Raw genomic sequence first — 26,440 nt, forward strand, 5'->3', positions numbered from 1 at the left:
CCTATGTCCGGTCTGGCCGCACTGCTGGATGACGTCGCCGCGATCGCAAAGATGACCGCAGCGAGCGTCGATGACATCGCCGCAGCATCGGCCAGAGCCAGCGCCAAGGCTGCCGGCGTCGTGGTCGACGACGCAGCGGTGACCCCGCAGTATGTGGAAGGCGTCAACCCCACTCGCGAGCTGCCGATCATCAAGAAGATCGCCATGGGGTCGCTACGCAACAAGCTTGCGATCATCCTGCCGTGGGCGCTGCTGCTCAGCGAGTTCGCACCGTTCCTGCTCACCCCCCTTCTCATGCTCGGCGGCACCTACCTGTGCTTCGAGGGTGCCGAGAAGATCTGGGGCAAGATCAGCGGCCATCACAAGGAAACCCCGGCGGTCGACAAGGGTCCCGGCGCCGAGGACAAACTGGTCAAGGGTGCCATCACCACCGATTTCATCCTGAGCTGCGAGATCATGGTGATCTCCCTCAACGAAGTGGCCACCGAGCCCATCTTCAATCGCGCGGCGATCCTCGCGGTGGTCGCGCTCGGCATCACCGCATTGGTGTACGGCGCGGTGGGCCTCATCGTGAAGATGGACGACATCGGCCTCTCCCTCGCCCAGCGCGAGAGCCCCGGCGCACAGAAGGTTGGACGGGGCCTGGTCATGGCCATGCCGAAGGTGATGACGGTGATCTCGGTGGTCGGCGTATTCGCGATGCTGTGGGTGGGTGGACACATCATCCTCGTCGGTCTGGACGAGATCGGCCTGAGCGCACCCTACGAGTTTGTTCACCACGCCGAGGGGATCTTCGCAAACATCCCCGCGGTCGGAGGCGCGCTGGCGTGGCTCACCAACACCTTCTTCTCTCTCATCCTCGGGCTCGCCTGGGGCGCTGTGGTCGTAGCCATCGTCGAACTCTTCGGACGCCTCCGCGGCAACGGCCATCAGGCCGCCGAGACCAACCCCGACGAGCCTGCATCCCACCAGAGCACCACAACCGATCACGCGACTCCGAACGACGGTCCGTCAGCCGCAGAAGACACCGACTGACTCCGGGTCCACCGGCGCGGTGGGCCCGGGCAGGTTCGCACCGGCCTCCACCTCCGCCCCGGTCAGCGCCACAGGCAGATCGGCGGCTTCGGGAATGACACGGGCACGACTCAGGAAGCGTTGACCGGTGGGGGCCTCCAACGAGAACCCTGCCCCTCGCCCGGGCACAGCGTCGATCAACAACTGAGTGTGCTGCCACGCCGTGAACTGCGGCCCTGAAATCCACACTTCGGTTGGCGCTTCCCCCACCGCGAGCCGCCCCAAAAGCACATCGGTGTCACCGATGAGGAAGTCTCCGTCCTCGTAACACATCGGCGCCGACCCATCACAACAGCCACCGGACTGGTGGAACAGCAATGGTCCGTGTCGGTCGATGAGCTCGCGCATCAGGGCCGCAGCGGCATGGCTCACCAGAACGCGGCTGGCGATGAACCCACCCTCCGCACGATCGCCGCTGTTCATCAGTAGAAGCCCAGCGCCTCGTCGGAGTAGGAGACCAGCAGATTCTTGGTCTGTTGGTAGTGCTCCAGCATCATCAGATGGTTCTCCCGTCCGATGCCCGAATGCTTGTAGCCACCGAACGCCGAATGCGCCGGGTAGTTGTGATAGTGGTTCACCCACACACGTCCTGCCTCAATGGCGCGGCCGGCTCGATAGACCGTCTGCTGAGCCCGCGACCAGACACCGGCACCCAGGCCATAGAGCGTGTCGTTGGCGATTCGCATGGCGTCGTCGAAGTCGGTGAAGGTCGTGGCAGCCACCACCGGGCCGAAGATCTCCTCCTGGAAGACGCGCATGGAATTGGTGCCGGCGAACACGGTCGGCTGCACGTAGTAGCCGTCGGCCAATGCGCCGTCCAGATGCTTCTGCTCCCCACCGATGAGCACTTCGGCGCCTTCTTCGCGACCGATGCGGAGGTAGGAAAGAATCTTCTCGAGCTGGTCGTTCGACGCCTGCGCACCCATCATGACCTCGGTGTCCAACGGGTCTCCCTGCTTGATCTGGCTCACGCGCTCGAGCGCCAGCTCGAGGAACCGGTCATTGATCGACTCCTGGATCAGCGCACGTGATGGACAGGTGCACACCTCTCCCTGATTCAGCGCGAACAGGGTGAATCCCTCCAACGCCTTGTTGCGAAAAGCGTCATCGGCATCCATCACATCGGCGAAGAACACATTGGGGCTCTTGCCGCCGAGCTCGAGCGTCACCGGGATGAGGTTCTGTGAGGCGTACTGCATGATGAGCCGGCCGGTGGTGGTCTCACCGGTGAAGGCGATCTTCGCAATCCGCGGGCTCGAGGCCAGGGGCTTGCCCGCCTCCGCCCCGAACCCGTTGACGATGTTGACCACTCCCGGCGGGAGGAGATCCCCGACCAGCTTCATGAACTCAAGGATCGACACCGGCGTCTGCTCCGCCGGCTTGAGCACGACGCAGTTGCCGGCCGCCAACGCCGGAGCGAGCTTCCATACAGCCATCAGCAGCGGGAAGTTCCAGGGAATGATCTGGCCCACGACCCCCAAGGGCTCATGGAAGTGATAGGCGACGGTCTCATCATCGATCTGCGACAGGGACCCCTCCTGTGCTCGCAGGGCCCCTGCGAAATAGCGGAAGTGGTCGGCCGCCAGAGGCAGATCTGCATTCAGCGGTTCACGGATGGCTTTGCCGTTGTCCCAGGTCTCGATGACGGCGAGCTGCTCGAGATGTTCGTCGATACGATCTGCGATCTTGTTGAGAATGCCCGCTCTGGTCTGGGTGGATGTCTTTCCCCAGCTTCCGGCTGCAGCGTGAGCGGCATCCAGCGCCGCCTCGATGTCACCCGCGGTACCGCGGGCCACCTCGCAGTAGATCTTCCCCGTCACCGGCGATGGATTCTCGAAATACTCACCGTTCACGGGGGCAACGAACTCGTTGTTGATCCAGTGGTCATAGCGACTCTGCAACTCGACGATCGCTCCGTCGGTACCTGGATGTGCATACACGGTCATGGTCAGGCCCTTCTTTGGCGTCACCCGATCGGCACTGATCGGGACCCCCACCCTAAGTGATGCAGGTCACACAGAAAAGAGGAGACGCCAACCCCCTTTATTCAACGAGGGAAGTGTGATTATTATGGAGTTGTGAACATTCCCTTGACCGAGAATCACGGCTGCGCCTGCGGCCACGACCACGGCACTCCCGAGCTCGATGCCCGCACGATCCCACATGCGATCCGCCATGCTGCGATCAACGGGGTCGTCGACTCATTGCAGCCCGGAGGCGAGTTCATCCTGGCTGCACCCCACAAGCCACTCCCCCTCATCGCCGAGATCGAGAGCCGGCACGGCGATGAGGTCAGGCATGAGTATGTGACAGAAGGCCCCGACGTGTGGCGTATCAGGTTCACCAGGACGCGCTGATCCCCTTCAACGCCGGGCGACCCCACGCCGGGGCATCAGATCATGCCGACTGGCCGTCCTCTTCGGCGGCCTGATCGGCGTCCACCGCCTCGCCGGGGATCGTGGGGTTGTCGACACGCTCCACGTCCAGACGGACCTTCGCCACCACTCCTCCAATGGCGGCGACCGCAGCCAGAATCGGAGCAGCGAGCACGGTGATCGCCCCACCGGCGACGCCGAGAGTCAACGGCACTGCGAGCAACTCGCGGTTCTGCTGGTCACGGATCACCACCCGCTTGGCGTTCGCATCATCGAACAGGGCCTTGATCTGATCGACGAGTTCTTCTCCAGCCACTTCCATACGCTGGGTCCACTTGTGCTCGGCCATGGTTTTCACCCTTCCCTGTCGGTACCGACCGCAGGTCTGTCGGCTCGGTTGACCTCAACGTTACCGGGCGTCCGCAAGAACGGTCAGGCACCTGCCCAGTAGGCCTGCAGGGCACGCGTCAGGAAATACAGATCGTCGACACCAGCCATCTCCCGCGCCGAATGCATGCTCAGCAGAGGGACGCCGACATCAACGGTCGTGATCCCCAACCGCGTCGCGGTGAGGGGGCCGATCGTTGATCCACACGGGAGCTGGTTGTTGGAGACGAACGTCTGCGTCGGCACCCCGGCCACGGCACACACCCGCTCCCACAGGGTCGCCCCGGAGGCATCCGACGTGTAACGCTGATTGGCGTTGACCTTCAACAACGGCCCCTCGTTCAACAACGGATGGTGCACCGGATCGTGGAACGTGGCGTAGTTCGGATGCACCGCGTGTCCGGCGTCGGCCGAGATACAGGTGGAGCGGGCGATCATGCGCGCGAACTGGTCGGCGTCGGCACCCAGGGCGTGGGCAGTGCGCCGCAGGACGTCCTCCAGAAGCGGCCCGGCGGCCCCTGAACGGGTACTTGACCCAACCTCCTCGTGGTCGAAGGCAGCCAACACCTGGATGTCATCGCATTCGTCCGCATTCATGAGCGCGATCAGTGCGGCGTGGACGCTGGAGAGGTTGTCGAGTCGCGGCGAGGCGAAGAACTCGTCATCGGCGCCGAAGACCTCGGGCGCCTGGCAGGTGTGTGCGAAGAGGTCGTGGCCCGCGATGTCCTCGGCTTCGATCCCCACCTTCTCAGCGAGCAGGTCGAGCAGACGCAGGTCGGGACGACGCGCCGAATAGATGGGCTGCACGTGCGTCTGCGGATCAAGCTTGAGCCCGTCGTTGTTGACGCCACGGTTGAGATGGATGGCCAACTGCGGGATCCGCATGAGCCCGTCGAGTCGCACCAGCCGACATTCCCCGCTCCGGGTGTGGACGCGCCCGGAAATGCCGAGTTCTCGATCGGTCCACGAACCGAGCAGCGGGCTTCCGTAGACCTCGACGCCGACCTGCTGCCACCCAGCAGCCCCGAGCGTCGGATCGGGTTTCACCTTGAATCCCGGGGAGTCGGTGTGGCAACCCACGATGCGAAATCCCACGTCACCGGGCGTGGCGTTCTCGGGCACACGCCACGCCAACACCGCACCGTCTCTGACGAGCACATGCCCTCCGGGGCTCGCGTCCCACGCCTCGGTCTCGTCCTGACGCGTGAAGCCGGCCTCGACGAGCAGGTCGGCCACGGCGTTGGCCGCGTGGTAACTCGAGGGCGAGGCCTGGACGAAGGCGGCGAGATTCTCGGCATGCGGCGGTGCATCTGTGTGTGGCATGGGACCATCCAATCACCGTGCCCCTGCATGACACCTGACGGGGTTGCCGATCCGAAAACCTCCCGCGCCAGATTTGTCGTACCCCTGCGTCAGGATGTCGGCATGGACATCACATCGGTTCTTCTGCTGATCTTCACGCTGGCTGCGGGCGTGGCGATCGGTCTTCTGATCGGAGCCCGCCTCGCAGCCTCCCGACGCGACGCCAGGCTCCAGGAGCTCACCGCCCATGCCGAGAGTGCCCGCGCCGAGACCGCCGAACTGCGGGGGCTCCGTGCCGAAGCGAAGGCCGATGTCGAGCAATACCGCGCCGATGTCGCCGAAGCCCGAGCCGAGGCGGCAGCTGCCCGCACCGAGCAGGCCGAGGCCTCGGCACAACTGGCTGGGATGCGGGCCGAACGCGATGCCGCGACCCAACGTGCCCAGCAACTTGCCGCCGATCGCGAGAGTTTGGTCAACCAGTTCAAGGTGCTCAGCGGGGAATCGCTCGAGCGTCAGGGCAAGGCTGCCGATGCCACGGCGGAGGAACGCCTGAAGAGGACGCAGCAGGCCCTGGAGCCACTGCAGGCGTTGTTGGAGCGATATCAGAACCGGCTCACGGAGGTGGAGAAGGAACGTGCCACGATGGCGGCCGATCTGCGCAGCCAGGTGCAGGCGGTCCAGATGACCGGGGAGCACCTGCGCCGGGAGACCCACTCGCTGGCCACGGCTCTACGCAAACCTCAGGTGCGCGGGGCATGGGGCGAAACACAGTTGCGACGCATCGCCGAGTACGCGGGCATGGTGTCACGTTGCGATTTCGACACCCAGACGACCACCACGACCTCCGCCGATCGCACGATCCGTCCCGATATGCGGGTCAACCTGACCAATGGGCGTCACGTGTTCGTCGACGCCAAGGTGCCCCTCTCGGCATTCCTCGACGCACTCGAAGCCGCCGACGACACCACGCGGGCCGAGAAGATGAAGCAGTTCGGCAAGAACGTCCGCAGCCACATCGACGACCTCTCGAGCAAGGAGTACTGGAAGGCCGACATCGGCACCCCGGAGTTCGTGGTGCTGTTTCTTCCCAACGAAAACTTCCTGTTCGAGGCTCTCGAACAGTACCCGGACCTGCACGAATACGCGGCGTCGAAGAACATCGTGATCGGCACACCGAACACCCTCATCGCGATGCTCCGCGCGGTCGCGTACGGCTGGAAACAGGTCTCCCTCGCCGAGGACGCTGCAGAAGTGCTCGAACTCGGACGCGAGCTGCACGGACGCCTGGCCAAGATGGGTGCGCATGTGGAGAAGACCGGCCGCTCATTGAACACGGCGGTGCGGTCGTACAACGAGATGGTCGGGTCGCTGGAGGCCCGCGTCATGGTGACCGCACGCAGGTTCACGGCCATGGATGTCAGCGACACCGAGCTCAAGAGCCTCAAGGCGGTCGAGGAGCTGCCCCGCAGCGTGAGTGCCGAGGAGTTCTTCGCCGATCCCGACGACGCGCGAACCCCGGCATCACCGGCATTGGAGGCAGACGATGGTGGCGACGACGGCTCGCATCCGGACGTTGGCGACGACATCTCATCAACCACCGAGCGGGACGGTCTCTGGAGCACGGGGTGAACAAGGCACAATGAATCGTTGTGAATGACCCCACCACCAGCCCCCTGCCCACAGCGGCCGACATCGACCAGGCCGTAGCCAACGTCCGGACGGTGGTGAACCGCTCACCGCTGCAGTACAACGAGCGGCTCAGTGAGTTCACCGGCGCTCGCGTGCTCCTCAAACGGGAAGATCTCCAGCCGGTGCGCTCCTACAAGCTCCGGGGCGCCTACAACCTGATCAGCAGCCTCAACGCCGAAGAACGCGCCCGCGGCGTGGTGTGCGCCAGCGCCGGCAACCACGGTCAGGGCGTGGCGTGGACCTGCCACCAGCTCGGCATCAAGGCCAAGGTCTTCGTCCCTTCCGGAACGCCGCGACAGAAGCGTGATCGCATGGTCCAGCTGGGCGGCGAACACGTGGAGCTCATCATCGGCGGCGAGTCCTACGACGACGCCGCAGCAGCAGCCACAGCCGAGGCCGCCCGCACCGGCGCGACCAAGGTGCACGCCTTCGACGACACCCGCACGATCGTCGGCCAGGGCACCATCGCCCCCGAGATCGTCGACCAACTCGGGTACGCCCCCGATGTGGTGGCCGTGCCCGTGGGCGGCGGCGGCATGTACGCCGGGTGCCTCACATGGTTTCGGGAGAACTGCCCACAGACCCGCGTGATCGGCGTGGAGCCGAGCGGTGCGCCCTGCCTGGCGGTGGCCGTGCGCAGCGGTGGGCCGATCACCCTGGAGAACATCGACACCTTCGTCGACGGCGCCGCCGTGCAGCGCGCCGGAGCGCTGCCCACCAGGATCACCGCCGAGCTGGGCGGTGAGCTCATCGATGTCCCCGAGGGCCAGATCTGCACCGAGATGCTCGACCTCTACCAGACCGACGGCATCATCACCGAGCCCGCAGGCGCGCTGGCGCCCGCGTCGCTGGGGCGTCAGCTCATGACGCACCACCAGCAGACCATCGTCGCGATCGTCTCCGGCGGCAACAACGACGTCTCCCGCTACGCCGAGATCATCGAGCGCTCACTGATCCACCAAGGTCGCAAGCACTACTTCCTGGTGAACTTCACCCAGGAGCCCCAGGCACTGCGTCGATTCCTGGACGAAACACTCGGCCCCGACGACGACATCACGCTGTTCGAGTACACCAAGCGCAACAACCGCGAGACGGGCCCGGCACTGGTCGGCATCGAACTCGGTGACGCCTCCGACCTCGCCGGGCTGCTCACGCGCATCGAACAGGGCACCACGAACGTGGAACGCATCGACCCGGAGAGCCCGTTCTACCGGTACTTCATCTGAGGGGGAAGAGCTGACGCGCGCACTGCAGCGTCAGCCTCTCCGCATCCTCCTCTTCGATCTGGCCGCCGATGACCAATGAGGCCAGCCCGTGCACGAGCGCCCACGCAGCTTTCCGGGCGGCATCTCGGTCGGTGGTGAGTACCGAGTCCGGCACCATCGCAACGCCCGAGGTCAGCATGTCGGATGTCTCGGCCTGGGCGGCGACGAGCTCGTCATCACTCCCGTCGAGCAGATCGGTGCGGAACATCACCGAGAAGTGGCCGGGATGTTTCACCGCCCATCCGACATATGCCACGGCGGTCAGATCGAAGCGCTGCTCCTCGATCGAGGCCCGCATCTCGTCGGCCAGGAGCCGGAACCCCTCCGCGGCCACCGCCGTGAAGAGACCCTGCCGGGACCCGAAGTGGTGAGCCGGCGCGGCATGTGAGACCTCGGCACGGCGCGCTACCTCCCGCAGGGAGACCGCGTCGGGGCCCTCACCGCCCAGCAGCGTCACTGCGATGTCCAACACATGCCTGCGCAGGTCCCCATGGTGATATGCCCTCGCCATGCGCCAACAGTAGCGACTCCACGCCGATCTAGTCATTGACTAGACATCGAACCTCAGGCAATCTATCCAGTGACTAGATGCGTGTTCGCCGCGCCTCGCCAGAAAGGTTCAGCCATGGCCCCACTGATCACCCTCGTGACCGTCACCCTGATCTGCCGAGTCGTCGGCAGCCTGGGCCTCTCCTACGTCTCGACATGGCCGAACGCCACAGCGGTCGGCCTCGCCGTCATGTTCGTCATGACGGGCACCGCACACTTCGTGGAACCAAAACGTTCACAGTTCATCGCGATGGTCCCCGAGCCACTCCCCGGCCCCCTGCTCGTGGCGATCACAGGGGTCCTCGAGATCGTCGCCGCAGTTGCCCTGCTGACCCCACCTGCTCTCCTTCCCGTCCGCCAGGCCGCCGCATGGAGTTCGGCGGCACTGTTGATCGCGCTCTTCCCGGCGAACGTGCACGCCGCCCAGATGGGCCCCGAAAGCGGCGTTCCCCACACCGACCTCTGGGTGCGCACCCCCATCCAGGCCGTGTTCATCGCTGCTGCGCTCGTCATCGCATTCGGCGGGCAGGCCGATCAGGCCGGTTGAACATTTGGCAGGCTTGCCCCATGCGTATCGGACTCGCCCAGATCTGCACGAGCCGCGACCTCGATGCCAACCTGCAACTGGTCGCCGACCACGCCGCGCGTGCTGCGGAGCGGTCGTGCGATGTCGTGTTGTTCCCCGAAGCCACCATGCGCGCCTTCGGGCACAACCTCACCGAGATCGCCCAACCAATCGATGGCCCGTGGGCCGAGGGGCTCCGTTCCATCGCCGATGAACACGGCATCACCGTGGTGGCGGGCATGTTCACCCCCGCCCCCGACGGTGAGAAGGGAGCACGTGTCCACAACACGTTGCTGGCCGTGGGCAACGGCGTCGACACCTCCTACGACAAGATCCACCTGTACGACGCGTTCGGGTTCTCCGAATCCGACACCGTCGCCGCCGGCGAAGAACAGGTACGCATCGCCCCCGCCACCGATGAGGCGCTGACGCTGGGGCTTGCCACCTGTTACGACGTGCGGTTCCCCCAGCTGTTCATCGACCATGCCCGGGCCGGAGCCGCCGGAGTGCTCCTTCCCGCCAGTTGGGGTGCTGGCCCGGGGAAGGTCGAGCAGTGGGAGCTGCTGGTGCGCGCACGCGCACTCGATTCGACGTCGTGGATCCTCGCCTGTGGCCAGGCCGAGCCTTCCGCCTCGGGCGTGGAGGCCAAGCCGAAGGCACCCACCGGCGTCGGGCACTCGATGATCGTCTCCCCCGACGGACGCATCGTCGCCCGAGCCGGTGCGGCGCCCGAGCTGCTCGTCGCCGACATCGACGACCCCGTCTCCACGCGCGAGAGCATCCCGGTCCTCACCAACGCCAGGTTGAGCTGAACAGGCCGAGCCGAAACCCACCGCGCCGACGCGGCCCACGTCCGCGCCTCTCGCTTTGTCATACCGGGTACGTAGACTGGCCACCGTGACTTCCGAGCAGACCAGTTCTTCCTTGCACCTGGCCGAACCGGCCGAACCGCGAACCCCCGAGGCCGGGGAGAAGCGCGTCGTCGTGGCGTCTCCCCGCGGATACTGCGCGGGTGTCGATCGAGCCGTGGTGACGGTCGAGAAGGCCCTCGAGCGGTACGGCGCGCCGGTGTACGTCCGCAAGCAGATCGTGCACAACAAACACGTGGTCGAGACGCTCGAACAACGCGGCGCCATCTTCGTCGAAGAACTCGACGAGGTTCCCGAAGGTGCCCACACCGTGTTCTCCGCACACGGTGTCTCCCCCGCGGTCCACGCCCAGGCCACCGAGCGGAACCTCCTCACCATCGACGCCACGTGCCCGCTGGTGACCAAGGTGCACACCGAAGCCAAACGTTTCGTTCGCAGCGACATGCAGATCCTGTTCATCGGCCATGCGGGCCATGAAGAGGTCGAGGGCACCATGGGCGAGGCCCCCGACGACATGATCCTGGTGCAGTCCCCCGAGGAGGCCCGCACCGTCGAGGTCGACAACCCCGACAAACTGGCGTGGCTCTCCCAGACCACGCTGAGCGTCGACGAGACGATGGCGACCGTCGAGATCCTGCGCGAGCGCTTCCCCAATCTGCAGGACCCGCCGAGCGAGGACATCTGCTACGCCACGTCCAACCGCCAGGCCGCCATCAAACAGATCGCCGCGCACTCGGATCTGGTGATCGTCGTCGGCTCGGCGAACTCCTCCAACTCCAACCGCCTCGTCGAGGTCGCCCTCGACGCCGGCGCCAAGGCGTCCTACCGCGTCGACCACGCCGCCGAGGTCAAAGACGAGTGGTTCGAGGGCGTCGACACCATCGGCGTCACCAGTGGGGCGTCGGTGCCGGACATCCTGGTCCGCGGTGTGCTGGAGCTTCTCGAGGAGAAGGGCTACCCCAAGGCCGTCGAGGAACAGCTCACCGAGGAGACACTTACGTTCTCGCTCCCTCGTGAGCTGCGCGCCCCCCGCACCATCGACTGATGGGCAGGCTCCAGAGCTCGCCGGAACGGCCCCAGCCCCTGCGCGAGGTCGTTGCGGCGGTTCAGGACTACATCAACCGTCTCGGAACGATCTGGGTCGAAGGCCAGATCATCGAGATGAACCGCCGACGCGGATTGGTGTTCATCACCCTCCGTGATGCCGACGAGGAAGTGTCGGTGTCGGTGTCGGCCACCACCTCGGTGATCGATTCCGCTGGGCCGCTCACCGAAGGCGCCACCGTCACGTGCCTGCTCAAAGCCACCGTCTGGCGCAAGTCGGGACGCCTCAGCTTCACGTGCACCGACCTGCGTCCCTCGGGTGAAGGTCGACTCCTCGCCGCCCTCGAACAACGCAAACGGCTGCTTCAGGCCGAAGGCCTGTTCGACCCCCGATTGAAGAAACGGCTGCCGGTGCTTCCCCGACGCATCGGTCTGATCACCGGAGCGCACAGTGCTGCCGAACGCGACGTCCTGCAGAACGTGACGCTGCGGTGGCCGGCCGCTGCATTCGAGGTACGCCACTCGCTCGTGCAGGGTCCATCCGCCCCCGCCGAGATCATCGCCGCCATCGGTGAACTGGACGCGATCGATCAGGTGGACGTCATCATCATCGCGCGCGGCGGAGGGTCATTGGAGGACCTTCTGGCCTTCTCGGACGAGTCCGTCGTCCGTGCAGTCTTCGAGTGCCAGACGCCGGTCGTCAGCGCAATCGGGCACGAGACCGACACCCCGATCCTCGATCTTGTCGCCGACCACCGGGCGTCCACCCCCACCGATGCCGCCAAGACCGTCGTGCCCGATGTCAGCGAGGAGCTCCACCAACTCGGGCTCGCCCGCAGCGCCATGCGACGCGCCATCGACACCTTCGTGCGGCGCGAACAGGACCGTCTCACCCAATTGCGGTCACGCCCCGCCCTGCAGAACCCCCTGCACTCGTTCGACCTCCGTCACCGGGAGATCACCGAACTGCAGCGCCGGGTGGGACGCGCGATCGACCACCATCTGCGCGCCGAGGGCACCACGATCGATCATCATCTGGCTCGCGTGCGTTCCCTCTCCCCTCGAGCCACCCTCGCCCGCGGCTACGCGATCGTGGCCGATGGAGACGGTGCCGAAGTCACCTCGGTGGAGTCGGTGGACACCGACGAGGCCCTGCGCATCCTCCTCGCCGACGGTCAGCTCGGCGTCCGTGTGCAGGACGTCGCCCGTTCTCCACGACATCCCCAACCCGATGACACATGAGCACCCCCACGGCCAGGCGTGGCCGAAGTCAAGCCCCGAGCCAACGAGAACCCCACTCACCTCAAGGAACGATCTCCATGGATGACAGTGCCGACACCCCCGACCTGGACAACGAAGAGCTCAGCTACGAGGCCGCCCGCGAGGAGCTGGTGCAGGTCGTCGCCAAACTCGAATCCGGGGAAGCATCCCTGGCCGAGTCGATGCAGCTCTGGGAACGCGGGGAGAAACTGGCCGCGACCTGTCAGCAATGGCTCGACGGCGCCCGTGCCAAGGTGGACGCCGCCCGGGCCGCTCACGATGCCCAGGACTGATCGGCACGCCACTTTCCCGGTCACAGCACCGCTGTTCGACTCGCCGTGACGAACCGGGCTGTGTCCGCACCCGGCCGGAAACGGGTCAGTTCTTCTGCTTCTGCGGCTCGAGGGTCCGCGCGAAGTCGGCGATCTGGGTGAAGTCAGCGTCAGCGGTGACGGTGAGGGTCACCCCGTCCGCGGTGGTTGCCAGCACTCCGGTGCGTCCATCGGGGCTGCGCCAGCGTTCCCACTCACGCCCCTCGATCGTCTCGCTGCCCTGCTGCTGCCCGCCCCGGCTGAGATCGCCGATGGTCTCGGCCGCGTCATGGTCGGTCTGCAGCACGCCGTAATAGATCTCGTCGGGGCTGATGAACCCCACGACCCACTCATGGCCCTGCGTGGGTTCTCCGTCACGCCCCAACTGACCATCATCGAAGTAGTGGGACTGCGTGGGGATCCAGCCCTCCCCCAATCCCTCCGGGGCCATGACCGTGTACGGGGCGCGCTCATTCGCCTCACGCAGCGTCGGCGCATAGTCGATCGACCGCACCGGCTGCTCTTCGATGTCCTTGGTGAACAACCAGTAGATCAACACCAGGGGAACCAGGATGATCGCCAACGAACGGACCATGTCGCCGACGGTCGGTCCACGCCGCGCGCTCTTCGTCCCCTGATCTGCCATTGCGCCAGTCTCCCAAAGGTCCTGCGCCAAACCAACACCGACCTGCTCGAGTCGCTACGCATATGCCCGCTCGACGCTATGGTTCTCGCGTGCGGCTGCTACAGGACCTGATGCTGCTCGGATCGGAGACAATCACCATCTGGCTTCAGGCGTTCACGCGTCTGACATTCTGGTGTGCCTTGGGGCTGACCGGAGCACTCCTTGGCCTGTTCGGTTCTGCGGCTCTCGGCAGCACCAACATGACCTTGGCCCTCGTGGTGTTCGTGCTCGGTGTCCTGACCAAGATCGTGTGTCTGATCATGATGCTCCACAGCGCCCGCGAGGTCCTGCAGAGTCCGTCGCAGTTGGGGCGCATCAAACCAGTGGGCGTTCCGGAGACGGTCTTCCACCCCTCCACCGCGCTGACGACTCTGCTCGCAGCCACTGGCCCGTTCCTGCTGACCTATGCCCTGTGGGGGCTCGTCGAGCAGGAGATCACCCACCTGTTCGGCATGAACATCGTCTTCCACGGCGCCGCCACCGAACACTGGTCGATCGGAATGAATCGCTGGCCCACGTTCCTCGGCATCGCCATCGTGCTGCTCGTCCTCAAGCAGAGCGTGCAGTTCGTCTCCGATCGGTGGATCAAGCACCCTCGCCGCCGCACCGTATTGAGCATCATCGTGCTCGGCATGGAGGGGATGTGGGTGTTCGCCGCATTCGCCGTCGCGACGTCACTGTGGAGCCTCGCGTTCCCCTGGATCATGCGACGATCCATCGTCGTACGTGCGATGGACGCGTGGTACACCCTGCTCGACGCCATCCCCAGCATCGACCTGCCCTTCGGCCTGACCATCGATCAGCTCCTCCTCGAGTCCGGCCCCTGGGTGATGGAGGTGTTCCTGCCCGCCATGGCCGATTACGTCGCTCTGCCGCTGTTCTGGCTGGCGCTCACTGCCGTGGTCCATGGGTGGCGGGAGTTCCATGTTCACGATGTGGTGACAGGACGCCCCGGGCGCCACCTGTCCCGCATGGAATCCGGGCTACTGGGCGTACTCACCAAGGACATCCGGGAGAAGTACCTGCCGGTGTTGGCCTGCCTTCGTCTGGTGGTGCGCAGCGGCCCCTACTTCGTCGGTGCCTACCTGATCCTCGCGGCGATCGGCCAGTTCACCCAAGCGAATCTCGCATGGACGCTGCATCAGCTCATTGGCCCCCGCAACGACACGATCCTCATCTCGGTGGCACAGTTCGTGGATCAGACCGCAGAGCTGATCATGCTCCCGCTGCTCAGCGCTCTCTACCTGACGGCGTTCGACCGTGCCGTCAGCAACACCACCGGTGCACACTGGCAGCGCCGCCCTCTATCGACCCGAAAATCCACCACGAACGATGCAGGGACGTCACCGGTCACTCGAAGTCAGTTGCCTCAGAGCCAGACATCGCGAGGCCGTTCATCGAGATCGTGGGATTCGACGGTGACCACCGGACGGATCTCGTCACCTGATCCGGGTTCACCCAACACGCTGGTGGGCACCATCCACACCTGACCGAACTCCACTTGGTCGCCCGTGCGGGGTGCAGGCTCCGATGACGAGGCCAGGCCCACGTAATGCTCGGGGATCAACGGCGAATAGGACAGGTCGGAATCGGGATGGATGTTGGTGGCCGAATCGGCCCATCGCTGATCGCCACGACCAAGCTGCAGACGCGCCGAGCCGAGCGTCTCGGCGTCGGTGACGGTTTGCCGCACCACGGCCAACACGAACGTCGTATTCGGCATGGCCGAGACATCCTTCGTGGGGATCGACCGGTTCCCCGGCAAGACGTCCAGCCTGCGGAACTCGACCAGCTCGATCCGCATGCCAGCCCACTCCGTCGGCCCCTCGATTTGGGTGGCGACCTCGAACCGGGCCCGCTGCCGATGCAGGATCGCGGCACTGACCGCAGTGGACGCCGCTATGAACAATCCCAGCGCCACGAACATCGCCACCAGACGCATCCGGGCTCGCGCGGCGACCACTCGTTGGTGCGCCGAAGGATTCCATGAGGTGCTCATCGTGCCTCCACCATCGGACTCTTGGTGCCGGCCAGCGGTATCGGCGTGGGGTCCGACCAGGCCACATGGACCACCTCGCCAGTGATCCCGCCGTAGAGGCTCTGTGTGCTGTGGAGCACAAGGACGCCATCGTCGATACGGTCATGCGGAACCCAGAACCCGACCTGCCCGGTCACCACATAGCCCGGGTCCATCTCCGGGACCTGTCGCATCTCCGGGGCCAAGGTGTAGGTGTCATCACCGATGCGCAGTGTGAAGGGATCGAGGATTCCCTCCTTCTTCCGAAGCCACTCCACGTTCACGGTGAACTGGACCAGTTCGGCGCCCGGCACTGTGATCGTCTCGTCGGTGTATCGGTCCTTCACCGCAGCAGCACGCTCCACCGAGTCGACGCGGACCCGAACGCGCTCGGTCTCTGCCCATCGGCCCATGGCCGCTCGGGTCACCTTCTCAGGTTCGTCTCGGCTGGGGTCGAGCACGCCGAGCGCCCCGACCACCAGCAGGGCCACGGTGATCGTCCAGACCCACGTCCAAGCACGTCGCATCCGCCCCATCGTCGCGGGGCGTTCCTGCTGGGCGGGGTTCCTCGCATCCTGCTGGGCGGGGTTCCTCGCATCCTGCCGGACAGGGGTCCCCATGTTCTGTTGGAGAGGGCTCATCGGGTGTCGACCGCCATCAGGGCCACATGGCCCAATGCTGCCGCCGGTTCCCAGCGCTCGTCCTGAATGAACGACTGTCCCCTGCGCTCGTCGAACACCGCCACCTGGATCGGCATGTCCCCGCCCTTCCACTGTGGACACGGCACCGACACCTCCGCTGAAGACCGGACTCCGGGTTGCCCGAACCCCGGGGCGCCACGCCACACGAACTCCTCAACCGCATAGCCATCGGGAGTCTTGACCACCAAGACTCCTTGGGTCGGCGAGGCCGCAGCCCGATCACCGGTGAACATCGCGTCCACCTCGATGAGGATCTCGGTCTCCTCGGTGTATCCGAGCTGTACGTGCGCGGAGTTCACCGCGAGCGTCCAGCGCCGCCCCTGCAGTGGTTCGCCCAGCGGTACCTGTCGCCCCAGATGGGCGTCGACGCGGTCCAGGCCGCCCAAGCACCACACGAGCAGCAACGCCAACACTGCAACGGCACCGCCGATGAGCCAGCCGCGCTGGTCACCTCGCAGATCGTTCACAAGGTCACCGTAGCGGCCTCAGGAGTGGTTCAGCGCCCTTCGAGCAGATCGGTGACCAGAGCGGCGATGGGCGAACGCTCCGAGCGGGTCAGCGTCACGTGCGCGAACAGAGGATGTCCCTTCAGCTTCTCCACCACGGCCACGATTCCGTCGTGACGGCCGACGCGGAGGTTGTCACGCTGGGCGATGTCGTGGGTCAGTACCACACGCGAGTTCTGGCCGATACGGCTCAGCACTGTCAGCAGCACTCCTCGTTCCAGGGACTGCGCCTCATCCACGATCACGAAGGCGTCGTGCAGTGAGCGTCCACGGATGTGCGTGAGCGGCAGGACTTCGAGCAGCTCCCTGTCGATGACCTCGTCGATGACATGTTTGCTGGTCACTGCGCTGAGCGTGTCGAACACCGCAGTCGCCCACGGGGCCATCTTCTCCCCCTCCGAACCGGGCAGATATCCCAGTTCCTGACCACCCACGGGATACATGGGGCGGAAGACGACCACCTTGGAGTGCTGGCGACGCTCCAGGACTGCTTCGAGCCCTGCGCACAGGGCCAGAGCCGACTTGCCGGTCCCGGCACGCCCACCGAGCGAGACGATGCCGACCTCGGGATCCATCAACAGGTCCAGCGCAACACGCTGCTCGGCGGAGCGGCCGTGCAGCCCGAAGGCCTCGAGGTCAGACCGCACGAGCGAGACCTGCTTGTCGGCGCGAATGCGTCCCAGCGCAGTCGATCCCCCGCCGGAGAGCACCACTCCCTCATTGACTTGGAGGTCCTTGGCCTCATCACAATCGGCGATTCCCTCGTCATACAGCTCATCGATGACCGAGGGGGCAACCGACAGCTCACTCATGCCGGTGAAACCGGTTTCCACTACGTTGTCGGCACGATATTCCTCTGCGGGCAGGCCGACCGAAGATGCCTTGACGCGCATCGGGAGGTCCTTGGAGACGAGCACCACGTCACTCCCCTCGGAACGGAAGTTCAATGCGACGGCCAAGATGCGGGAATCGTTGTCCCCCAACCGGAAGCCGTTGGGAAGCACACTCTGGTCGGTGTGGTTGAGTTCCACCTTCACCGTGCCGCCGATGTCATTGACCGGCACCACGTCATCGAGCCTCCCGTACTTCACCCGCAAGTCATCCAGGAACCGCAGTGCGGTGCGTGCGAAGTAACCGAGTTCGGGATGATGTCGCTTCCCTTCGAGTTCGGTTATCACCACCACCGGCAGCACGACGTCGTGTTCGGCGAATCGGGTCAGGGCGTGGGGATCACTCAGCAACACCGAGGTGTCGATCACGTAGGTGCGGCGGTCGGAGTTCATGGCCTGGCTGTTGGTCACGATGATTCCTTCTTCGAAGGCCGCACGTCACCTGCGTCCGGCCCCCTCCTGGTCAGGTGTGGAGCCGGAAGACCTCCGGGCCCGGTGCAGGCCCGCGGGTCACGCTCGGGTGAGCACAACGTCGCATCGTTCCTCCGGTCAGGCAGCTTCCCCTCTGCCTGTTGGAAACGAACGTACGCGGCCAGTGGCGGCACATGGCGAGCACCCCGGGTGTGTCGCGCTTGTTCACCACATCGCGGCATCGAGTTTCCTTTTTCGTCACCTTCGGCTTTCCCTTTTCGTCACCTTCGACGCCGGGCCGCATCACTTGCCGAATCGGCGCTCTCGCTCGCTGAAGGACCGCAGGGCTCGCACGAAATCGACCTTGCGGAAATCAGGCCACAGTGCTTCGCAGAACCAGAACTCGCTGTGTGCGGACTGCCAGATCAGGAAGCCGGAGAGTCGCTGTTCCCCAGAGGTGCGGATCACCAGATCGGGGTCGGGCTGCCCTGCGGTGTAGAGATGCGCAGCGATGTCGTCCATCTCCAGGGTGTCGGCGACCTCCTCGAGGCTCCGTCCCTTGAGCGCTTCCTCGCGCAGCAACGACCGCACCGCATCCCGAAGCTCATGGCGCCCACCGTACGAAACCGCGATGTTCACCTGCGTCCGCCCCGTTGCGCCCTCGACACTCCTCGCGCTTGCAGCCCGAAGCCGCTCAGCATGCTCATCGGGGAGCAGTTCAAGGGCACCCACGGTGCGGATGGGCCAACGACCGGTGTCGGCGAGTTCCTCGACGAGCTCGGCGATCACGTCCAGCAGCGGACCGAGCTCGGCATCGGCGGAGCGCTGGAAGTTCTCGGTGGAGAGGACCCAGATGGTCGCCACCTCGATCCCCAGATCGTCGCTCCATTCCACGAATTGGCGTAGCTTGGCCGCACCGGCTCGGTAGCCGGTCACCAGCGGCTGGCCCGGCGCGTTCTGCCGAGCCCACCGCCTGTTCCCATCTGCCATGACGGCCACGTGGTGGGGCATCTTGGCGGGATCGAGGGCACGGATCACGTGTCGCTCGTATGCGGCATAGACCAGTCCGGTCGGGTCCATCCGCGTCACGGCTTCGCGCAGTCGATCACCAAGCGCCATGCACGTCAGCCTAGCGGTTGGCCGCGCGAACATATCCGCCACCAGTGGCTACGCCAGCGTAGGTTACGGTGGCGTAGCCTGAATGACCGGGCGCGTGTCCATCCACTCGGATGGAGACCGCCCGCAACTGCGGCAGAAGGACGAGGTGAGCGACTCCATGCCAGACCCAGTGCTCGACGCGCCGCCCCCCGGCAAGCCCCTGATGCGTGGCTGGATCCATGCAGCGTGGACGCCCGTGGCCATCGTCGCCGGCATCTGTTTGATCGTGTTCGCCCACAACACCGCAGGCCGGGTGGGTGGTGCGGTGTTCCTGTTCGGCTCGATCATGCTATTCGGAACCAGCGCCATCTATCATCGGGGCACCTGGAGCGATGCCACCATCGCAGTCCTGCGCCGCATGGACCATGCCAACATCTTCGTATTCATCGCAGCCACCTACACGCCCCTGGCATTGATGCTGCTGGAGGGACGCTCCCGCGTCCTGCTGCTGAGCGTGATCTGGACCGCCGGGGTGATCGGCCTGCTGTTCCGCATCCTCTGGCTGCAGGCACCCCGTGCCCTCTACACCGTGCTCTATCTGTTGATGGGTTGGGCCGCGTTGGGTTGGCTGCCACAGTTCTGGGCCAACGGCGGGCCTCTGGTGTTCTTCCTGATCATCGGCGGAGGGCTGCTGTACACGATCGGAGCCATCGCATACGCCCGCAAACGCCCCAACCCCTCCCCGCGATGGTTCGGGTTCCACGAGATATTCCACGCCTGCACCGTTGGAGCTTTCGCCTGTCATTACTCCGCCATCGCTCTGGCCACTTTCGACTCCGCCATCGCTCTGGCCACTTTCAGCTGACGCGCCCACCAGCTGAAACATCAGGCGTCTGACACATCCAACAGCCGATGTATCGCCCCGACCAGCCGGGCGACATGAAAGGCAGCGTCCGGCTTTCCTCACCGGGGTATCGTGCTCGGTATGTTCCTGCCCGTGCTACTCCTGCCCCTGGCACCCACGCCTGCTCCACCCCCGCCGAATCCGGAGGATGTTGTCGCAGGCTGGACCGGGCTAGCCGTCGTCCTGGTGCTCATCCTGCTCGGCGCGGCGTTGTGCTACCTGTTGCTGCGTCAGCTCCGACGCGTCAACAGTATGAATCTCCCTTCCAAACATGACCCGGAACCCCCGGCTGACGATCCCGAAAGTATCCAGGACTCTCAGCCCAAGTCCTGACGCGCCACATTCCCTTGAGACATCTTCCTCTGGATGGGGCCTCCCGTTCCTCCGAATGGGGCCTCCCCTTCCTCCGAATGGGGCCTCCCGCTTTGTGGGGACCTGCTTTGAGGGAATCGCTTTGACGGAACCCGCTCTGAAGGACCGAAGCCTGGCCGCTTTGTAGGGGCTCCCGCTTTGTAGGGGCTCCCGCTTTCTGGGGCCTCTGACTGGGTGTCTCTGGCAGTCGTCCTGAATCACCCCACCCGCCCGTCGCCGGACAGGGAACCCGATAGGAACGAAACCCAAGGCGATTCATCCTCTGTCCATTCGAATCGGTACGCCCCACCATCCACACGACTCGGGTCGCATCACGTATGGCTGATCCGAAACGGAGGATCCCCTGCACGCACCCCCCCCTGCACGCAGCCCCCCCCATACACATAGAAAACATTGCGGTCACAATCAGTCCGCATCTGCATCGGATAGAGGCTTTTCAGGCGCCATTGCGGCCAGGACCTGACCTCAACGTTTTTCTCTGCATGGTGCCCCTCACAGTTCCCCCTCCCGAAAACCGGGCCACCGAGCATCGAGCACCGGCCACCGAGCACTGGCCATCGGGCATTGGGCCACCGAGCACCGAGCCATCGGGCACTGGGCCATCGGGCATTGGGCCACCGAGCCACCGGCCACCGAGCACTGGGCCACCGAGCACTGGGCACCGGGCCACCAGTTCTGGCCAAGGCACAACCGCTGAAATCCCTGAGCACTGGCCTTTGAACAGAGATGCCGGAGCACCCTGCTGAAGACGCGGCGTCCCGGAGAGAACCAGCCCCGCCGAACCGGCCAACAAAGAACCTGCAAGCCAATGGCACGGCAGAGGGAGGGGCGGTCAGACGCCGACGAAGAGGTCGTCCTCGGGCGTTTCGGTGTCGACCCAGGCACGGACCAGTTCGAAGTCCTCGGTTGGCCAGGTCTCCTTCTGGATGTCCAGCGGGATCGCGAACCAGGCGCCCTTGGGGTCGATCTGCGTCGCATGGGCCAGCAGAGCTTTGTCGCGCGTCTCGAAATGATCGGCACATTCGACGCGGGTGGTGATTCGCTCACTCATCGACGGACGCTTCTTCATCTGTTCCAGACGCTCGGCATATGGTGAATCGAAACCTCGCGCGACCATCGCGTCGTGCAGCGCCTGCGTCCGCTCCAGATGGAAGCCGATGCTGTAGTAGAGCTTGTCGATCTGCCACGGACGTCCCAGCTCCGGATGCATCGACCCGTCGGCAGCCATCTCCACCGCAGCCATCGAGACCTTGTGGCACATGATGTGGTCGGGATGCGGGTAGCCGCCGTTCTCGTCATAGGTGGTCACCACCTGCGGTCGAAATTCGCGGATCACCTTGACCAGCGGCAGCGCGGCTTCTTCCACCGGCATCAATGCGAAGCAGCCCTCGGGAAGCGGCGGCATCGGATCCCCTTCGGGGAGTCCGGAGTCGAGCCAGCCAAGCCAGGTCTGTCGGATGCCGAGAATGTCGCGCGCGGCGTCCATCTCGGATCGACGCACATCGGTCAGCCGGGCGATCACGTCGGGACGGTCCATCGCCGGATTCAAGATCGAGCCCCGCTCACCGCCGGTGCACGTCGCCACCATGACCTCGACGCCCTGTTCCACGTACTGAGCTGTCGATGCCGCCCCCTTACTGCTCTCATCATCGGGATGGGCATGGACATGCAGCAATCGCAGCTTGTCGCCATAGCGATCGGCGCGCTGAGGCATGAGGCTCCTTCAGTGGGACGTGTGCAGCTGGGGCATATGCGGCTGCTGGGTGGTACAGCCTGAGCTGGAAAACGGTGCTGTCAGACGTGGCGTGCCACGACATGATGGCCCAGCATAGGCGGTTCGGCAGGGCTCTCGTCCACACGCGCCACCACCACACCACCACACCGGGACGACCGCAGCGGAACGACCGCAGCGGACTGTGACCTCCCAGCCCACGGCACCCATGGCTTTCGTCTCGACAGACGCCACCCCAGAGCCCTCTCGCCAGACGCCACCCCAGAGCCCCCTCGCCAGACGCCACCCCAGAGCCCCCTCGCCAGACGCCACCCCAGAGCCCCCTCGCCAGACGCCACCCCGGAGCCTGTCAAACTCACCGCACTGGCAGCACGAAGGACCCTCACACCGACGCCCGATTAGAGTGGAGACGTGCCCGAACACCCCGAGAACCCCGAACACCCCGAGAACCCCGACAGCGCCACCCAGCGGATCGCCGATCGCTATCCCCCGGCCGATCGCCGCCACCGATTCGCGGGAATCGCCATTCTCACGGTTGCGGTTGTTCTGATCGGGACGTGGTATCTCGGCAATTCCGCTCGTTTGGCCGAGCCTCCGGTGGACGGGTCGATCATGACGTTCGAGGTGGTCGACGATGAGCACATCGACGTGACGCTGCTGGTGGTGCGCCCCGACCCATCACGCCCGGCCGAGTGCACCGTGATGGCTTCTGACTCGTCGCAACAGGCAGTCGGCGAACTGGCGGTGGAGGTTCCCCCGTCCGACTCAGGACGCGAGACGCACAAGGCCACGCTTCGGACCTACCAGCCTGCGGTGAATGCCCATCTCAAGGGCTGTCGGCTCCTATGACGTGCTTCCCCAGCACCGCGACTTCCCAAGTATTCCAACCGGACCTTGGAGACGCTGGTAGCCTTCTTCAATGGCTGAAACCACTGACAACACCGTATGGCTGACTCAGGAGGCCTACGACAAGCTCGAAAGTGAGCTGACGTACCTCAAGGAAGTCGGTCGCCCCGAAATCTCCGAACGCATCGCGGCTGCCCGCGAAGAAGGCGACCTGAAGGAGAACGGCGGCTACCACGCCGCTCGCGAGGAGCAGGGCCAGCAGGAGGCCCGCATCGCCCAGCTCGAAGACATCCTGCGTCGCGCCGAGGTCGGAGAGGCAACCAGCGGCGACGTCGTCGCCCCAGGAACCAAGGTCACCATCGCCTTCGACGGCGACGAGGATGACACCGACACCTTCCTGCTCGGTTCACGTGAGGTTCTGGGGCTCGACGATGCCGCCGATGACCTCAACGTCTATTCCCCGCAGTCGCCACTCGGCGCTGCGATCACCGGCATCAAAGTGGGTTCAGAAGCAACCTATGAGACGCCGACCGGAGCCAAGATCTCCGTCACCGTCCTGAAAGTGGAGCCCTTCGAGTCCTGACCAACACCTGGTTTCCGCCAATGCGAACCGCCCCGGGTCGACGACAAGGTCACCCGGGGCGGTTCGCATTGGTGGTCCCGGCCATATCGGCTCTCAACCACGGCCGCTGATCCACGGCCACTGATCCACGGCGCGGTCGCCGGACAGGTTCAAGGATGTGGGTCCGCATCAGGGCTTTGTCTTCCCTGATCTTCATGCCGCGGTTCGTGAGGTCCTTCCGGAGTCACATCGGGTTCCGTGCTCGATCCGATGTGCACCACGGCGCGACCGACGACAGCCCCCACATCGAGGCGCGCCGCGCCATTGCCCACAGTCACCTCGTCACTGGAACCGGTGTGCTCACCGTCCCAGATCACCCGACCGACGTTCGACTCGGCCCGCACCGTGACGTTGGAATCCGACCCCAGCCGGACGGTCAGGTTTCCGGACTCACACCGAATCCGCGAGCGCCCCTGCGTGATCGTCCCGATGACCGTGGCAGCGCCGGTCTGGAACAACGCGTCATCCACCTGTTCGACATCGACAAGACGGGCTCCACCGGCCGTCACCCGCACATGACCCAACCGAGCCACTCTCTCGGTACGCAGAGACCCCGCAGTCACCTCGGCGTCAACGCACATGGCCGGATTGACCCGTACCACCAGTTCCTTGCCGAAACCCAGATCCCGGATGTCCTCCAGACTGCGCGGCAGACGCAACACAGAGAGTCCCTCGAACGGACGATTGGCTTCCTCGGTGATCACCTCGATCGCCTCCGTGCTACGACGCAGCACATGCTCGCCCTCGACCGACACCGTCTGGACCCGAGGATCGCCCACGATCCGCACCCGACGGCCGACGCTTCGCACCACGACCTTCTGCCGGGGCTGCTCCGCCGGGCGTCGCGACTGCTCCGCCGATCCCGGATGTCCGCGCTCCTCACGCCCGAACAGGTCCCGGGTGAGTGTCTCGCGCGCGAAAGCACTCCAATCGCGCAGACGCTCCGGGCTGACCCATCGGGCCGAACCTCCTCGTTGCTCCGGCCCTGTGTCGGCGGCCCGACGCGGCTCGGGGCCTGTATCAGGGGCCCGACGCGGCTCGGGGCCAGGGCGTGACTGGCCCTGGTTCGGCTCGGATTCGTCGACGCGAGCCGGCTCGGGCCGTTCCTGCCCGGCGGCGGATACGGTTTCTTCAGCTGGCCCCGATGCCGGCTTCCCGGCTCCGGCGTCGGCCGCTCCACTCCCGGTTGGAATGGACGCCGATGAGCTCGGCGGATCCATGTCGAAGGTCTCACGGGCGAAGCGGTTACGGGCATAACGGTTCTGGCCCGTGGAATCAGCGTGAGAGGAATCGGCGTCGACGACATCCATGGACGCGGGCTCCTGCTCGATGGGACGCATGGCCTTGGCAGCCGCGATCCGACGCGATGCCTCGGCGGCGTCGATTCGTCCGGCAGCCAGTTCTTCGAGGATGGACGTGACATCGGGCGAGCTCATGCCCTCAGCATAGGAGCCGTCCACACGGTTCCCCTCCCCGCCTTGACACATTCCGGTCGGCCTCGGGGAGAACCCCGATCAGGTCACCCCGCAACCGGCTCCTCGGCCGCGTCACGATCCCCCGCGAGACTTTCACCGAAGGACTTGGTGAACGCCAGGATCGGAACGACCATCAGGCCACCGACGATGCCGGCGATGGAGATACCCACCGCGATCGAGAACAGCACAGCCAACGGATGCAACGAGACCGCGCGCCCCAGCAGCATGGGCTGCAGGATGTTGCCCTCAAGCTGGTTCACCAACACGATCACCCCGAGCATCACCAACGCGTGGATGGGGCCGAGCGTCACCAGCGTCACGAACACCGCGACGGCACCGGTCAGGACCACACCGACGATCGGGATGAATGCACCGAGGAAGATCAATGCACCGAGCGCCCCGGCAAGGGGAACACCCATGATGAGCGCGGCGATCAGCGGCACGACGGCGTCGACCGCGGCGACCATGACCGTGGCCTTCACGTACTCACAAAGGGCGTGCCATCCGGCCATCCCCGCACGGTCGGCGCGGGCGCGTCCGGCGCGCGGCACGAAACGCAGGGCGAAGGCCCAGATATTGCGGCCGTCGTGCAGCAGGAAGAACACTGCGAACAGCGCCATGACACCACCTGCGATGAAATTCCCGATATAGCCGCCGGCCTGCAGGCTGTACTGGGCGATCAGAGCCTGGGACTGGCCGACCCAATGCGTCAGCCAGTCGACGCCCTGCTCCTGCCACCTCAGGATCTGTTCCTGTGACACCCCGACCGGGCTGCGCGACAGCCAGTTGGAGAACTGTTCGACGCCGGCGACCGTCTGATCGGCCAATCTGCCTGACTGGCTCACCACCTGACTGATGATGACCGTGAGCACACCGGACACCACCACCACGCCACCCACCAGACACACGGCTGCGGACAGGATGTTGGGCCATCCCCATTTGAGAAAGAGATTCTTCAATGGGGACAGGCCTGCGGCCAGCAGGACGGCGACGCCGAGCGGGATCGTTATCACGGTGAGCTTGACGATCAACCAACCGACCAGCGCCACTGCGGCCGCGATCACGATGAGCCGCCATGCCCATGCCGACGCGATCTGCATTCCCCACGGCACGGCGCGGGTGAACTGTTCATCTGCCAGCGCCCGGGCCTCGGCGCGCATCGCCGGACCGCCCGCTCCGGGGACATGGTGCGCCGACTCGGGAGCGAGACGCTCGGTGTCGGCCGAGTCCATCGGCGGGGCGGCCCCTCTCGGGCTGGCCTCTCCCGGGCTGGCCTCTCCCGGGCTGGCCTCTCCCGGGCTGGCCTCTCCCGGGCTGATCTCTCCAGGCCTGATCTCTCCAGGGGCGTCCTCGGCGTCTCCTGTGAGTTCCTTGGACTTAGGCACCTCGGAGTCACCACCACGGGGGCGGAAATTGCGCAGGCGTTCGAGGAATCCCATTCGTTTTCGCCGTTTCTTGTGCAGGGTCGGTCAGGTTCGGCCGTCATCCTAC

General features: G+C 65.3%; 27 protein-coding genes. 14 read left to right on the top strand and 13 right to left on the bottom strand.

Features of this window, described 5'->3' with window-relative positions; translation table 11 throughout:
- Positions 1–3 precede the first annotated feature (3 nt).
- Complete coding sequence (locus FB460_RS08305; RefSeq protein ID WP_142093665.1) at positions 4–1,035, top strand: DUF808 domain-containing protein; 1,032 nt, start codon at positions 4–6, stop codon at positions 1,033–1,035.
- Here the strand turns inward: FB460_RS08305 and FB460_RS08310 are convergent.
- Positions 1,012–1,497 (bottom strand): DUF779 domain-containing protein, encoded by a 486-nt coding sequence (locus tag FB460_RS08310; RefSeq protein WP_142093666.1) that lies wholly within the window; start codon positions 1,495–1,497, stop codon positions 1,012–1,014. The genes FB460_RS08305 and FB460_RS08310 overlap by 24 nt on opposite strands.
- Positions 1,497–3,020, bottom strand: a complete 1,524-nt coding sequence (gene exaC, locus FB460_RS08315; RefSeq protein WP_142093667.1) for an acetaldehyde dehydrogenase ExaC — start codon at positions 3,018–3,020, stop codon at positions 1,497–1,499. Before exaC ends, FB460_RS08310 begins: the two co-directional genes overlap by 1 nt.
- Positions 3,021–3,152: 132 nt before the next feature.
- On the opposite strand from exaC, the gene FB460_RS08320 reads away from it, so the two are divergent.
- Positions 3,153–3,431 (top strand): DUF2249 domain-containing protein, encoded by a 279-nt coding sequence (locus FB460_RS08320; protein WP_142093668.1) that lies wholly within the window; start codon positions 3,153–3,155, stop codon positions 3,429–3,431.
- A 40-nt stretch (positions 3,432–3,471) separates the two neighbouring features.
- On the opposite strand, the gene FB460_RS08325 is transcribed toward FB460_RS08320, so the two are convergent.
- Together FB460_RS08325 and FB460_RS08330 are read right to left on the bottom strand one after the other, a co-directional pair.
- Positions 3,472–3,798, bottom strand: a complete 327-nt coding sequence (locus tag FB460_RS08325) for a DUF4342 domain-containing protein (protein WP_142093669.1) — start codon at positions 3,796–3,798, stop codon at positions 3,472–3,474.
- An 83-nt stretch (positions 3,799–3,881) separates the two neighbouring features.
- On the bottom strand, positions 3,882–5,159 hold the full coding sequence (locus FB460_RS08330) for a M18 family aminopeptidase (RefSeq protein ID WP_142093670.1): 1,278 nt from the start codon (positions 5,157–5,159) through the stop codon (positions 3,882–3,884).
- 102 nt (positions 5,160–5,261) lie between these two features.
- Here FB460_RS08330 and FB460_RS08335 point away from each other — a divergent pair, with 102 nt between their 5' ends.
- Both FB460_RS08335 and ilvA read left to right on the top strand, forming a co-directional pair.
- Positions 5,262–6,767, top strand: a complete 1,506-nt coding sequence (locus FB460_RS08335) for a DNA recombination protein RmuC (RefSeq protein WP_170210011.1) — start codon at positions 5,262–5,264, stop codon at positions 6,765–6,767.
- A 20-nt stretch (positions 6,768–6,787) separates the two neighbouring features.
- Positions 6,788–8,053, top strand: a complete 1,266-nt coding sequence (gene ilvA, locus FB460_RS08340) for a threonine ammonia-lyase IlvA (protein WP_211345920.1) — start codon at positions 6,788–6,790, stop codon at positions 8,051–8,053.
- On the opposite strand, the gene FB460_RS08345 is transcribed toward ilvA, so the two are convergent.
- Positions 8,046–8,603: a TetR/AcrR family transcriptional regulator gene (locus tag FB460_RS08345; protein ID WP_170210012.1), complete on the bottom strand. Its 558-nt coding sequence runs from the start codon at positions 8,601–8,603 to the stop codon at positions 8,046–8,048. The genes ilvA and FB460_RS08345 overlap by 8 nt on opposite strands.
- Before the next feature lie 114 nt (positions 8,604–8,717).
- On the opposite strand from FB460_RS08345, the gene FB460_RS08350 reads away from it, so the two are divergent.
- The 5 genes from FB460_RS08350 to FB460_RS08370 all read left to right on the top strand — a co-directional run bounded on the left by FB460_RS08350 (position 8,718) and on the right by FB460_RS08370 (position 12,672).
- Positions 8,718–9,188 (top strand): DoxX family protein, encoded by a 471-nt coding sequence (locus FB460_RS08350; protein ID WP_142093674.1) that lies wholly within the window; start codon positions 8,718–8,720, stop codon positions 9,186–9,188.
- Positions 9,189–9,208: 20 nt separating this feature from the next.
- Positions 9,209–10,018, top strand: coding sequence for a carbon-nitrogen hydrolase family protein (locus FB460_RS08355; protein ID WP_142093675.1), 810 nt, complete (start codon positions 9,209–9,211; stop codon positions 10,016–10,018).
- 118 nt (positions 10,019–10,136) lie between these two features.
- Positions 10,137–11,120: a 4-hydroxy-3-methylbut-2-enyl diphosphate reductase gene (locus tag FB460_RS08360; RefSeq protein ID WP_211345964.1), complete on the top strand. Its 984-nt coding sequence runs from the start codon at positions 10,137–10,139 to the stop codon at positions 11,118–11,120.
- Positions 11,120–12,361 carry an exodeoxyribonuclease VII large subunit gene (xseA, locus tag FB460_RS08365; protein ID WP_142093676.1) on the top strand — a complete coding sequence of 414 codons (1,242 nt, stop codon included), beginning with the start codon at positions 11,120–11,122 and terminating at the stop codon, positions 12,359–12,361. The genes FB460_RS08360 and xseA overlap by 1 nt, the downstream gene beginning before the upstream one ends.
- 77 nt (positions 12,362–12,438) lie before the next feature.
- On the top strand, positions 12,439–12,672 hold the full coding sequence (locus FB460_RS08370) for an exodeoxyribonuclease VII small subunit (protein WP_142093677.1): 234 nt from the start codon (positions 12,439–12,441) through the stop codon (positions 12,670–12,672).
- Positions 12,673–12,757: 85 nt separating this feature from the next.
- On the opposite strand, the gene FB460_RS08375 is transcribed toward FB460_RS08370, so the two are convergent.
- Positions 12,758–13,336 carry a DUF4245 domain-containing protein gene (locus tag FB460_RS08375; protein WP_142093678.1) on the bottom strand — a complete coding sequence of 193 codons (579 nt, stop codon included), beginning with the start codon at positions 13,334–13,336 and terminating at the stop codon, positions 12,758–12,760.
- Positions 13,337–13,425: 89 nt separating this feature from the next.
- On the opposite strand from FB460_RS08375, the gene FB460_RS08380 reads away from it, so the two are divergent.
- On the top strand, positions 13,426–14,865 hold the full coding sequence (locus FB460_RS08380; RefSeq protein WP_142093679.1) for a hypothetical protein: 1,440 nt from the start codon (positions 13,426–13,428) through the stop codon (positions 14,863–14,865).
- Between the two features lie 505 nt (positions 14,866–15,370).
- Here the strand turns inward: FB460_RS08380 and FB460_RS08385 are convergent.
- The 4 genes from FB460_RS08385 to uppS all read right to left on the bottom strand — a co-directional run bounded on the left by FB460_RS08385 (position 15,371) and on the right by uppS (position 19,019).
- Positions 15,371–16,033 (bottom strand): hypothetical protein, encoded by a 663-nt coding sequence (locus FB460_RS08385; RefSeq protein ID WP_211345921.1) that lies wholly within the window; start codon positions 16,031–16,033, stop codon positions 15,371–15,373.
- Positions 16,030–16,560 (bottom strand): hypothetical protein, encoded by a 531-nt coding sequence (locus FB460_RS08390; RefSeq protein WP_142093681.1) that lies wholly within the window; start codon positions 16,558–16,560, stop codon positions 16,030–16,032. Before FB460_RS08390 ends, FB460_RS08385 begins: the two co-directional genes overlap by 4 nt.
- A 29-nt stretch (positions 16,561–16,589) precedes the next feature.
- Positions 16,590–17,882 carry an RNA 5'-3' helicase PhoH2 gene (gene phoH2, locus FB460_RS08395; RefSeq protein ID WP_142094283.1) on the bottom strand — a complete coding sequence of 431 codons (1,293 nt, stop codon included), beginning with the start codon at positions 17,880–17,882 and terminating at the stop codon, positions 16,590–16,592.
- Between the two features lie 321 nt (positions 17,883–18,203).
- Positions 18,204–19,019, bottom strand: coding sequence for a polyprenyl diphosphate synthase (gene uppS / locus FB460_RS08400; protein WP_246044336.1), 816 nt, complete (start codon positions 19,017–19,019; stop codon positions 18,204–18,206).
- 94 nt (positions 19,020–19,113) lie between these two features.
- On the opposite strand from uppS, the gene trhA reads away from it, so the two are divergent.
- Together trhA and FB460_RS08410 are read left to right on the top strand one after the other, a co-directional pair.
- Positions 19,114–19,863, top strand: coding sequence for a PAQR family membrane homeostasis protein TrhA (trhA, locus tag FB460_RS08405; protein WP_246044337.1), 750 nt, complete (start codon positions 19,114–19,116; stop codon positions 19,861–19,863).
- A 120-nt stretch (positions 19,864–19,983) separates the two neighbouring features.
- Entirely contained in the window at positions 19,984–20,235 is a 252-nt protein-coding gene (locus tag FB460_RS08410) for a hypothetical protein (protein ID WP_142093682.1), read from the top strand.
- 871 nt (positions 20,236–21,106) lie between these two features.
- Here the strand turns inward: FB460_RS08410 and mca are convergent.
- On the bottom strand, positions 21,107–21,988 hold the full coding sequence (gene mca / locus FB460_RS08415) for a mycothiol conjugate amidase Mca (protein ID WP_142093683.1): 882 nt from the start codon (positions 21,986–21,988) through the stop codon (positions 21,107–21,109).
- Positions 21,989–22,417: 429 nt separating this feature from the next.
- Here mca and FB460_RS08420 point away from each other — a divergent pair, with 429 nt between their 5' ends.
- Entirely contained in the window at positions 22,418–22,855 is a 438-nt protein-coding gene (locus FB460_RS08420; protein WP_142093684.1) for a DUF4307 domain-containing protein, read from the top strand.
- Positions 22,856–22,925: 70 nt separating this feature from the next.
- Entirely contained in the window at positions 22,926–23,435 is a 510-nt protein-coding gene (gene greA / locus FB460_RS08425; protein ID WP_142093685.1) for a transcription elongation factor GreA, read from the top strand.
- 149 nt (positions 23,436–23,584) lie between these two features.
- Here greA and FB460_RS08430 read toward each other — a convergent pair whose 3' ends face one another.
- Together FB460_RS08430 and FB460_RS13195 are read right to left on the bottom strand one after the other, a co-directional pair.
- Complete coding sequence (locus FB460_RS08430; RefSeq protein WP_142093686.1) at positions 23,585–24,910, bottom strand: hypothetical protein; 1,326 nt, start codon at positions 24,908–24,910, stop codon at positions 23,585–23,587.
- Between the two features lie 83 nt (positions 24,911–24,993).
- Positions 24,994–26,388: an AI-2E family transporter gene (locus tag FB460_RS13195; protein WP_142093687.1), complete on the bottom strand. Its 1,395-nt coding sequence runs from the start codon at positions 26,386–26,388 to the stop codon at positions 24,994–24,996.
- Between the last annotated feature and the right edge of the window lie 52 nt (positions 26,389–26,440).

The sequence above is a fragment of the Propioniferax innocua genome (assembly GCF_006716235.1).
GTDB lineage: Bacteria > Actinomycetota > Actinomycetes > Propionibacteriales > Propionibacteriaceae > Propioniferax > Propioniferax innocua.